The 10,026-nt window shown below is 74.6% G+C and carries 10 protein-coding genes; 1 reads left to right on the plus strand and 9 read right to left on the minus strand.

The genetic code is table 11. The features are described 5' to 3' along the window. On the minus strand, positions 1 to 578 hold a 578-nt coding region (locus tag AB0C69_RS30165; RefSeq protein ID WP_360358477.1), incomplete at its 3' end, for a lipoyl synthase. Between the two features lie 217 nt (positions 579 to 795). On the opposite strand from AB0C69_RS30165, the gene AB0C69_RS30170 reads away from it, so the two are divergent. After that, positions 796 to 1,284, plus strand: coding sequence for a DUF1877 family protein (locus AB0C69_RS30170; RefSeq protein ID WP_360358478.1), 489 nt, complete (start codon positions 796 to 798; stop codon positions 1,282 to 1,284). Here AB0C69_RS30170 and lipB read toward each other — a convergent pair. The 8 genes from lipB to AB0C69_RS30210 all read right to left on the minus strand — a co-directional run. Beyond that, a complete protein-coding gene (gene lipB, locus AB0C69_RS30175; protein ID WP_345174733.1) occupies positions 1,266 to 1,979 on the minus strand; it encodes a lipoyl(octanoyl) transferase LipB in 714 nt (237 codons plus the stop codon). The genes AB0C69_RS30170 and lipB overlap by 19 nt on opposite strands. A 37-nt stretch (positions 1,980 to 2,016) precedes the next feature. Continuing rightward, the gene (locus AB0C69_RS30180; RefSeq protein ID WP_360358479.1) at positions 2,017 to 2,754 is read right to left on the minus strand and encodes a peptidase E; all 738 of its coding nucleotides are present in this window, start codon (positions 2,752 to 2,754) and stop codon (positions 2,017 to 2,019) included. 84 nt (positions 2,755 to 2,838) lie between these two features. Continuing rightward, complete coding sequence (locus AB0C69_RS30185) at positions 2,839 to 3,726, minus strand: TIGR01777 family oxidoreductase (RefSeq protein ID WP_345174737.1); 888 nt, start codon at positions 3,724 to 3,726, stop codon at positions 2,839 to 2,841. A 127-nt stretch (positions 3,727 to 3,853) separates the two neighbouring features. Then, the gene (sucB, locus tag AB0C69_RS30190) at positions 3,854 to 5,350 is read right to left on the minus strand and encodes a 2-oxoglutarate dehydrogenase, E2 component, dihydrolipoamide succinyltransferase (RefSeq protein WP_360358480.1); all 1,497 of its coding nucleotides are present in this window, start codon (positions 5,348 to 5,350) and stop codon (positions 3,854 to 3,856) included. Positions 5,351 to 5,386: 36 nt separating this feature from the next. Continuing rightward, positions 5,387 to 6,778 carry a dihydrolipoyl dehydrogenase gene (gene lpdA, locus AB0C69_RS30195; RefSeq protein ID WP_345187815.1) on the minus strand — a complete coding sequence of 464 codons (1,392 nt, stop codon included), beginning with the start codon at positions 6,776 to 6,778 and terminating at the stop codon, positions 5,387 to 5,389. Positions 6,779 to 6,929: 151 nt separating this feature from the next. Further along, positions 6,930 to 8,462, minus strand: a complete 1,533-nt coding sequence (locus tag AB0C69_RS30200; protein ID WP_360358481.1) for a leucyl aminopeptidase — start codon at positions 8,460 to 8,462, stop codon at positions 6,930 to 6,932. A 25-nt stretch (positions 8,463 to 8,487) separates the two neighbouring features. Continuing rightward, a complete protein-coding gene (locus AB0C69_RS30205) occupies positions 8,488 to 9,246 on the minus strand; it encodes an adenosylcobinamide-GDP ribazoletransferase (RefSeq protein ID WP_360358482.1) in 759 nt (252 codons plus the stop codon). Positions 9,247 to 9,262: 16 nt separating this feature from the next. Further along, positions 9,263 to 10,026: bifunctional adenosylcobinamide kinase/adenosylcobinamide-phosphate guanylyltransferase (locus AB0C69_RS30210; protein WP_360358483.1), on the minus strand; the 764-nt coding region annotated here is incomplete at its 5' end.

Consider the following 10,026-nt stretch of genomic DNA (forward strand, 5'->3'; position numbering starts at 1 on the left):
CGGATCCGCTTGAAGATCCGCGGAACGGTCTCGACGTTGTGCGCGAGCACCTCGGGCCGGGAGGAGAACACCTCGGCGAGCTGCTCGGGGACGGCGTTGAAGTCGGGGATCAGCAGCTCGACGCCGCAGCCGGGGACCGCCGCGTGGATCCGCCGGACGGTCTCGGCGTACAGCCAGGCGCCGCCGTCCTCCAGGTCGTCGCGGGCGACGCCGGTGACGGTCGCGTACTTCAGCCCCATCGTGGCGACGGACTCGGCGACGCGGCGCGGCTCGTCACGGTCCAGCGCGGCGGGCTTGCCGGTGTCGATCTGGCAGAAGTCGCAGCGCCGGGTGCACTGGTCGCCGCCGATGAGGAACGTGGCCTCGCGGTCCTCCCAGCATTCGAAGATGTTGGGGCAGCCGGCCTCCTGGCACACCGTGTGCAGGCCCTCGGACTTCACCAGGCCGGTGAGCTCGCGATACTGCGGGCCCATCTTCATCCGGGTCTTAATCCACTCGGGCTTGCGCTCGATCGGGGTCTGGCTGTTGCGCGCCTCGACGCGCAGGAGCTTGCGTCCCTCAGGTGTCACCGTCGTCACGGGTCCCAGGGTACGTCGCGATCAGCGGTACCGGCACACCGGCGGCACGCCGGAGGGAGCAGCATCGAAGCCGTATCGGACCGATCTCGAACGTATGACGGTACTCCGCCGGTGCAGCCGATTCGCGTGTTTCGGCCATCTCCGCCAATGGATCTCTCTAGGGTGACTCCCTGTCGTCACGCAACAGCTCAGCAGGAGGACCACCGTGGGTCTGGCAATGTCGTACCTCAGGGTGCCGCCCGTGCTGGAGGGAGAGCCCGACCCCGGCCGGATCGCGCGCCACGTCTTCGGCGACGCGAACTGGCGGCGGCGCGGCTCGGCCGTGCTGTTCGAGCTCGGCTGGGCGTGGCAGGCGATGCACTACCTCGTCACCGGCGACCCGTGGGAGGGCCGCCAGCCCGAGGCCGACGTCGTGTGCGGCGGCCGGCTGCTCACCGAGGACGGCGCCGACGAGCTCGGCATGGACGTGATCTATCTCGCCCCCGAGCGGGTCAAGCCCGCCGCCGACCACCTGGCCGCGACGCCGTTCGCCGCGATCGCGGGACGCTTCGACCCGCCCGCGATGGTCCGGGCGGGCGTCCAGGACGCCGGGCGGCTCGACGACGCGGCCCGGGAGCGGGTCTTCCAGCCCGCCTACGGGGGGCTGGGCGAGTTCTTCCGGCTCGCCGCGACCGAGGGCCAGGCCGTCTACAAGGTGATGGCCTGACCGAGGATCCCGAGCTGCGCCGTGGTGCGGTGGAACGTCTCCGCCGCGCCCAGCGCCCCGGCCAGGTGCCGTTCGACCAGCGGGACGACCTCGGCGACCGTCACCTGCCGGCCCAGCTCGCGGCTGAGGTTGGTCGACCCGACGTCGCGGATCCCGCAGGCGACGATCTTGTCGAACCAGCCCATGTCGTTGTCGCAGTTGAGCATGAAGCCGTGCATCGCGACGCCGCGCGCCACCCGGATCCCGATCGAGCCGATCTTGCGGTCGGGGGTCCCGCGGACCCACAGCCCGCTGCGCCCCTCCACCGTCTCCGTCTCCAGCCCGAGGTCGGCGCAGACGTCCATCATCATCCGCTCCAGGAGCCGCACGTAGCCGACGACGTCCACCGGGTCGGGCAGCCGGACGATCGGGTAGCCGGTGAGCTGCCCCGGACCGTGCCAGGTGATCTTCCCGCCGCGGTCGACGTCGACGACCGGGGCGCCGGGGTCGCCGAACGGCCGGTCGAGCGCCTCCGTCCGCTTGCCCGCCGTGTAGACGGGCCGGTGCTCCAGCAGCAGGACGGTGTCGGGGATCGCGTCGTCCACCCGCAGCGCGTGGGTGCGCTTCTGCAGCTCCCACCCGTCCTCGTAGGGGACGGCCGCCTCGCCGAACCCCGCGTGCACGACCACCAGCTCGCGTACGTCCACATCGCTCACACGGGCCAGCTTATGCCGTGATCGCCCGGACCGCTCCTCAGAAGGCGGCGAGCAGCCGGGGCTCCAGCCGGTACTCCTTGGCCGTGCCCGGCCCGTCAGGCTCGATCCTGTAGGCGCCCGCCTCCCGGCGGTAGGAGACGGCCTGAACGAACTCGGTGCCGACGTAGTGCAGGCCGACCGCCTCGTCGGCCGCGTACCCGCCCGGCAGGGTCCCCTCGCCGACGAGCTGCTGGAGCAGCGGCCGCCGCTGCGGGTCGCTGTCGTAGTGGACGCCGCACGAGTACGGCAGGAAGCCGAGGCCGTCGGTGAGGGGCCGCAGCTGCGGCCCGAACGAGTCGGTGTTGCCGCCGGCGTGCCAGCACAGCGCGCCCGCGCTCTGCCCGGACAGCACGACGCCCTCCTGCCACGCCTCGCGCATGATCTCGTCGAGGCCGTGCAGCCGCCACAGCGCCAGCAGGTTCGCGACGCTGCCGCCCGACACGTACAGCAGGTCCTGGGCGAGCAGGTGCGCCCGGACGTCCGCGACGTTCGGCATCGGGAACAGCGCGAGATGGCTGACCTCGGCGTCCATCGAGGAGAACGCGGCGTAGGAGCGCGCGACGTACTCGGCGCCGTCGCCGACGGCCGTCGTCAGGAAGCACACCCGGGGGCGGTCCTGACCGGTCAGGTCGAACGCATAGCGCAGCAGCGGGCTCGGGGCCAGGCCCTCCCGGCCGTCGGGCACGAAGGTGCCCCCGCCGATCGCGAGGATGTGCGGCTGTCCGTCGGTGCTCATGCATCCCCCTCGTAGGCCGTCCGTCTGATGGTCACCGTATGACTACCGAACGGGATCGGGCGGGACTTTGACGATTCTTGGGACTCACAGGACGGCGGCGACCGCCGCGTCGACGTCCTCGTGCGCGAACCGGAACCCGGCCTCCAGCAGCCGGCGCGGCAGGACCCGCTGGCTGACCAGCGGCCCCTCGTCGGCGAAGCCGCCGAGGGCGGCGCGCAGCGCGAACTTCGGGACCGGCAGCCGCGCCGGCCGGTGCAGGGCGCGGCCGACCGCCTTGGTGTAGGCGTCGTTGGTGACCGGGTTCGGGGCGGTGAGGTTGACCGGTCCGGCGATCTCGGTGTCGATGAGGAACCGCAGCGCCGCGACCTCGTCGGGGAGGGAGATCCAGCTCGTCCACTGCCGGCCGTCGCCGAGGTCGCCGCCGAGGCCGAACCTGAACAGCGGGAGGGTGCGCCCGAGGACGCCGCCCTCGCGGGCCAGCACGACGCCCGTCCGCGGGTGGACGACCCGGACCCCGGCCTCGCGCGCGGGCGCGGCCGCGGCCTCCCAGTCGCGGACGACGTCGGCGAGGAAGCCCTCTCCGGCGGGGGAGTCCTCGTCGGCCTCGCGGTCGCCGGTGTCGCCGTAGTAGCCGATCGCCGACCCGCAGACGAGCACGCGGGGCCGGGGCGAGGCCGCCGCGATCGCCTCGGCGAGCGTGCGGGTGCCGACCAGGCGGCTGTCGCGGATCTTCTGCTTGTACGCCTTCGTCCACGGCCGGTCGCCGACCCCGGCGCCCGCCAGGTGCACGACGGCGTCGGCGCCCTCCAGCGACTCCTTGTCGACGCAGCCGTCGGCCGGCGACCAGCGCGCCTCGTCGGGACGGGACGGCTCCCGGCGCACCAGCCGGACGACGTCGTGGCCGTCCTCGCGAAGCGACTGCACCAGCGCCGAGCCGATGAGGCCCGACGAGCCCGTGACGGTGACCCTCATACCCCCAGCGTAGAGGGACGGCGCCGCCGGACGCCGACACTCCCGGGCGGGTCCCGCGTTTCCCCGGACGCGCCGGACCCCGCCGGCGCTGCGGGCGCGGCGGGGTCCGGTGGACGTGCGGGAGGGGTCAGAGGCCGAGGTCGGCCTCGAAGTTGCCCTCCTCCAGGCGGTGCTTGACCGTGGCGAGGAAGCGGGCCGCGTCCGCCCCGTCGATCAGGCGGTGGTCGTAGGTCAGGGCCAGGTAGACCATCGACCGGACCGCGATGACCTCGCCCAGCTCCGGGTCGTCGATGACGGCCGGGCGCTTGACGACGGCGCCGGTGCCGAGCATGGCGACCTGCGGCTGGTTGAGGATCGGCGTGTCGAACAGGGCGCCGCGGCTGCCGGTGTTGGTCAGCGTGAACGTGCCGCCGGCCAGCTCGTCCGGGCTCACCTTGTTGGTGCGGGTGCGCTCGGCGATGTCGGCGATCCGCTGCGCGAGGCCGCCGAGGTTGAGCTGGCCCGCGTTGTGCACGACCGGGACCATCAGGCCGCGCTCGGGCACGTCGACGGCGATGGAGAGGTTCTCCACCTCGTGGTAGGTGACCTCGTTGGTCTCGCCGTTGATGACCGCGTTCAGCTTCGGGTGGGCCTTGAGGGCCTCGACCGTCGCCAGCGCGAAGAACGGCATGAACGACAGCTTGACGCCCTCGCGGGCCTGGAAGTCGGCCTTGGCCTGCTCCCGCAGCCGCGCGATCTTGGTGATGTCCACCTCGACCACGGTGGTGAGCTGCGCGGACACCTGCAGCGACTCGACCATGCGGCGGGCGATCGTCTGCCGCATCCGCGACATCTTCTCGGTCCGGCCGCGCAGCGCCATCTGCTCGGCGGGGGCGCCGGCGGGCGCCGGGGCGGCGTGCCGTCCGGCGGGCGCCTGGGCCGGGGCGGGCGCGGGCGCGGCGGGGGCGGCGGGCGCGGCCTTCTGCTGGGCGGCCTGCTGCGCGGTGCGGGCCGCCTCCAGGACGTCCTGCTTGCGGATGCGGCCGCCGACGCCGGTGCCCTTGACCGTGCCGAGGTCGACGCCGTGCTCGGCCGCGAGCTTGCGGACCAGCGGCGTGACGTACGGGCCGTCGCCCGGCTCCGCCTGCTGCTGGGCGGGCTGGGCCGCCGGGGCCGGCGCGGGCGGCTGCTGCTGGGCCTGCGGCTGCGGCGCCGGGGCGGGCGCCGGGGAGGGCGGGGCCGCGGGCTGCTGCTGCGCCGGCGGCGGCCAGGCGGCGGGCGGGGGAGCCTGCTGCGCCTGGGGCTGCTGCGCCTGCTGCGGGGCCTCCTGCTGCTGCGGGGCCTCCTGCTGGGGCTCCGCCTGCTGCTCCTCGGCGGCCGGAGCGCCGCCGCCGGACGGCGCCTCGCCCTCGTCGCCGATGACGGCCAGCTCGGCGCCGACCTCGACGGTCTCGTCCTCGGCGACGGTGATGCTGGTGAGGATGCCCGAGGCGGGGGAGGGGATCTCGGTGTCGACCTTGTCGGTGGACACCTCCAGGAGCGGCTCGTCGGTCTCGACGCGCTCGCCCTCCTTCTTGAGCCAGCGGGTGACGGTGCCCTCGGTGACGCTCTCGCCGAGCTGGGGCATGGTGACGGAGACCGGCATGGTCCAGCGACTCCTTCGGAATACTTGTGCGGCTTCTCAGCCGTGCACGTGCAGTGGTTTGCCGGCGAGGGCGAGATGCGCCTCGCCGACCGCCTCGGACTGGGTCGGGTGGGGGTGGATCAGCTGGGCGACCTCGCCGGGCAGGGCCTCCCAGTTGTAGATGAGCTGCCCCTCCGCGATGAGCTCGCCGACGCGTGCGCCGACCATGTGGAGGCCGAGGACGGGGCCGTCCACGGCCGCGATCACCTTGACCTCGCCCTGCGTCCCCAGGATCTTGCTCTTGGGGTTGCCGGCGAGGTCGTAGGTGACCTCCTTGATCTCGTACCCGCGCTCACGGGCCACGGCGGACGTGATGCCGACCGAGGCCACCTCGGGGTCGGAGTAGGTGATGCGAGGGACGCCGTCGTAGTCGATCGGCGGCGGGGTGAGCCCGCTCAGCCGCTCGGCGACGAGGATGCCCTCGGCGAAGCCGACGTGGGCCAGCTGCGGGGTCGGAATCAGGTCGCCGACCGCGGAGATCGTGGGGACGCTCGTGCGGCAGTACTCGTCGACCTTCACGAACCCGCGCTCGGTCTCGACGCCGGCCTCGGCCAGGCCGATGCCGTCGGAGACCGGTCCGCGGCCCACCGCCACGAGCAGCAGCTCGGCGTCGATGGTCTTGCCGTCTTCGAGGGTGACGGAGATGCCGCCCTGCGTCGTCTTGGCGCTCTGGAACCGGGTGCCGAGCTCGAACCTGATGCCGCGCTTGCGGAAGGCGCGCTCCAGCCGCTTGGAGCTGGTCTCCTCCTCCAGCGGGAGCAGGTGCGGCAGCGCCTCGACGATCGTGACGTCGGCGCCGAAGGAGCGCCACACGCTGGCGAACTCGACGCCGATGACGCCGCCGCCGAGGATCACGACCGAGCCGGGGACGTGCTCCAGCCGCAGCGCGTGGTCGCTGGAGATGACGCGCTCGCCGTCGATCTCCAGGCCGGGCAGCGACTTCGGCGCCGACCCCGTGCCGAGCACGATGTGCCCGCCCTCGATGCGGCGGATCCCCTCGGCGGTCTCGACCTCGACCGCGGTGGGGCCGGCCAGCCGCCCGGTGCCGTGCACGACCTCGATGCCCCGGGACTTGATCAGCCCGGTGAGGCCCTTGACGGTCGTCGAGACGACCTTGTCCTTATAGGCGTTCACTCCGGCGACGTCGATGCCCTCGAAGGTGGCCTTCACACCGAACTTCGCCGCCTCGCGGGACTGGTCCGCCACCTCGGCCGCGTGCAGCAGCGCCTTGGTGGGGATGCAGCCGCGGTTGAGGCACGTTCCGCCGAGCGACTCGTCCCGCTCGATGAGCGCAACCGACCTGCCGAGCTCGGCGGCGCGCAACGCGCACGCGTACCCGCCGCTGCCGGCACCCAGGACGACGATGTCGAAGGGGCCGTTGTTGGCCACTGGACGCTCCCTTTCCCGGTCGTGGCGCCGCGTGGATCGCGGCGTCCTGGGCGGGGCGCACCGGCAGCCGGGCCCCCACGCCACAAGAAAACCTATTCTGTTCCCCGCCCGCTCACAGCGGGCGGGACCCCCGTGGAATTCCCGTGGCCCCCTACAGGACTCCCGCGGCGACGTCCTCGGCGATCTGGACCAGTGTGCGCGCCGCGGCGCCGGTGCCGCCCTTCGGCGTGTACCCGTACGGCTCGCCCTTGTGGAAGGCGGGGCCCGCGATGTCCAGGTGGGCCCACTTGACGCCGTCCGGCACGAACTCCTTGAGGAACGTCCCGGCGACCAGCATGCCGCCCCAGCGCTCGCCGCTGATGTTGGCGATGTCGGCGACCGCCGAGTCGAGGCCCTTGCGCAGCTCCGGGGGCAGCGGCATGCCCCAGGAGGCCTCGCCCGCGCGCTCGGCCGCCGCGACCACCTTCTCGCGCACGCCGTCGTCGTTGGCCATGACGCCGAAGGTGCGGGTGCCGAGGGCGACGAGCTGCGCGCCGGTCAGGGTGGCGACGTCCACGATGAGGTCGGGGGAGTCCTCGCCGGCGCGGACGAGGGCGTCGGCCATGACGAGCCGGCCCTCGGCGTCGGTGTTGAGGACCTCCACGGTCGTGCCGCCGTAGATGCGCAGCACGTCGGACGGGCGCTGCGCGGTGCCGCTCGGCATGTTCTCGGCGAGGGCGAGGTAGCCGACGACGTTGACCGCGGGGCGCAGCTCGGCGATGGCGGCGAGCGCGCCGAGCACGGCGGCCGCGCCGCCCATGTCGGACTTCATCCAGTCCATCGCCTCGCTCGGCTTGAGGGACAGGCCGCCGGAGTCGAACGTGATGCCCTTGCCGACGAGGGCGAGCGTCCTGGACGCCTCCGGGTGGGTGTAGGCGAGCCGGACGAGCCGCGGCGGGTTCACCGATCCCTGCCCGACGCCCGCGATGCCGCCGTACCCGCCCTCGACGAGGGCCTTCTCGTCCAGCACCTCGATGGCGAGGCCGGTCTCGCCGGCGACCCGCTCGGCCTCGCCGGCGAAGTCCTCGGGGGACAGGTGGGACGGCGGGGTGTTCACCAAGTCGCGGACGAGCCGGACCGACGCGGCGAGGGTGCGGGCGCGCCCGAGGGCGGCCTCCTCGGACGCGGGGGCGACCAGGCGGATCTCCTCGACCGGGCTCTTGTGGCCGTCGCCGGTGCGGAAGGCGTCGAAGGAGTAGGCGCCGAGCAGCGCGCCCAGCGCGACGGCCTCGACGCCCTCGGCGCCGGAGGCGGGGAGCGCGACCGCGACCCGGGCGGTGCCCGCGAGGGAGCGGACGGCGGCGCCGGCGGCGCGGCGCAGGTCCTCGGCGGAGGGGTCCTCGCCGAGCCCGGCGGCCACGATGACCTTGGCGGGGACGGCACCGAGCGAGGGCAGCCTGGTCACCTCGCCGGCCTTGCCGGTGGCGCCGAGCGCGCCCAGCGCGTCCGCGAGCCTGCCGTCCATCGCGCGGTCGAGGGCTTGCGCTCCGTCGGCCGGCGCGGCGCCCGCCGCGGCGGGGGCGACGCCGATCACGATCGCGTCGACGTCGAGGCCGGCCAGGTCTGCGCTGTCAAGGCTGATGCTCGTCACGTAGCCCGATGTTAGTCCTCCCGGTGACCGGTTTCGTCCTTTTGGATCAAGCATTGCCCTCCGGGGGGCCGCCGCGCCCTCAGGGCAGCGCCGCGAGGGCGACCAGCGCCGCCGTCGCGGCGACCTCGACGAGGGCGCCGAGCACGTCGCCGGTCACCCCGCCGAGGCGGCGCACGGCGCGGCGGAGCACCGGCAGGGCGGCGGCGAGCCCGGCGGCCACCGCCGCCGCGCCGTGCAGGGCGCCGCCGAGGCCGCCTACGGCCAGTCCCGCGGTCGTCGCGGCCGCCAGGACGGCGGCCGTGGCGGCGATCGCCGCGCCTGCCGGCACGGTGCCCGCCACCAGGGCCCCGAGGCCGGTGGGCCGAGCAGGCGGCACGCCCGTGCGGCACGCCCACGGGAGCGCCAGCCGTCCGGTGACCGACGCGACGAGCGCGGCGAAGGCGGGGTGCGGCGCCGACGCCAGGGCGGCCACCTGGACCATCAGCGTCAGCAGCAGGGTGACGACGCCGAACGGGCCGATGTCGGACCGCTTCATGATCGCCAGTGCCCCGGCGGCGGGACGCCCGCTGCCGAGGCCGTCGGCGAGGTCGGCGAGGCCGTCCAGATGCAGGGCGCGGGTGACCGCCGCGGACGCGGCCACCGCGAGCGCCGCGGCGAGCAGGCCGGAGAGGCCGAGCGGGCCGCCCGCGAGCAGGACCAGCGCGGCGGCCCCGCCCGGGATCAGCCCGGCGGCGGGGGCGAGCAGCATCGCCGAGCGCGCGGTGTCGCGGTCGACCCGGCCCGTGCCCAGCGGGACGACGGTGAGCAGCGTCACCGCCAGCCGCAGGCCGGCGGTCATCCGGGGTCCGGGACGGTCACCGGAGCTCCATGACGCGGCCCGCGACGACCAGCGCCGCCTCCTCGGACTCGGCCGCGAGCCGCTGGTTGGCCCGGCCGAGCACGTCCCGGAACGCGCGCCCGGACGCCGTCGTCGGCACCAGCGACAGGCCGACCTCGTCGCTCACCGCGACGACCCGCGCCGCCGTGCCCCGCCAGGCCGCGACGAGGCCGTCCACGAGCGGCCCCACCCGCGCCGGCTCCTCCCAGGCGTCCGTCTCGGACATGGCGGCCGCGAGCCAGGTGCCGATGCCGTCCACCAGCACCGGGCCGGTCGCCGACGCGAGCACGCCGGCGAGCTCGGTCGTCTCCACGGTGCGCCACCACGCCGGGCGGCGCAGCCGGTGCGCGGCGACGCGCTCGGCCCACTCGGGGTCGTCGCCGCGGACGGGGCCGGTCGCGACGTAGAGGACGTCCGAGCACCCGGCCAGGCGCGCCTCCGCCTCGGCGGACTTGCCCGACCGGCTTCCGCCGAGGAGCAGCGTCCGGAACGGGCCGTGCTCCGAGCGGTTCCAGAAGGCCATGCGCCGCTCCAGCTCGGACGGCGAGGACAGGCGGTGGTCGACGTGGACGGCGACGACCCGCGTCTCCGGCGTCACGGCCCCCGTGTGGCGCAGGTATCCCAGATGGTCCGGCGATCCGGCCATGTCCAGCAGCACGGCGTCGTACACGGCGCCCGCGGACGGCTCCGGCCTGGCCCCCGGACCCGCGGCCACCAGCGCGCGCCCTCCGCCGGGCGCGC

This window comes from Actinomadura sp. NPDC048032 (genome assembly GCF_040653175.1).
In the GTDB taxonomy this organism is placed as follows: Bacteria; Actinomycetota; Actinomycetes; order Streptosporangiales; family Streptosporangiaceae; genus Spirillospora; species Spirillospora verrucosospora.

What these genes read in the sequence shown, in the direction of transcription:
- AB0C69_RS30180 (WP_360358479.1), bottom strand. Translation starts at nt 2,754, where the DNA reads ATGAGCACCGACGGACAGCCGCACATCCTCGCGATCGGCGGGGGCACC.
- AB0C69_RS30205 (WP_360358482.1), bottom strand. Translation starts at nt 9,246, where the DNA reads ATGACCGCCGGCCTGCGGCTGGCGGTGACGCTGCTCACCGTCGTCCCG.
- sucB (WP_360358480.1), bottom strand. Translation starts at nt 5,350, where the DNA reads ATGCCGGTCTCCGTCACCATGCCCCAGCTCGGCGAGAGCGTCACCGAG.
- AB0C69_RS30200 (WP_360358481.1), bottom strand. Translation starts at nt 8,462, where the DNA reads ATGCTTGATCCAAAAGGACGAAACCGGTCACCGGGAGGACTAACATCG.
- AB0C69_RS30185 (WP_345174737.1), bottom strand. Translation starts at nt 3,726, where the DNA reads ATGAGGGTCACCGTCACGGGCTCGTCGGGCCTCATCGGCTCGGCGCTG.
- AB0C69_RS30170 (WP_360358478.1), top strand. Translation starts at nt 796, where the DNA reads ATGTCGTACCTCAGGGTGCCGCCCGTGCTGGAGGGAGAGCCCGACCCC.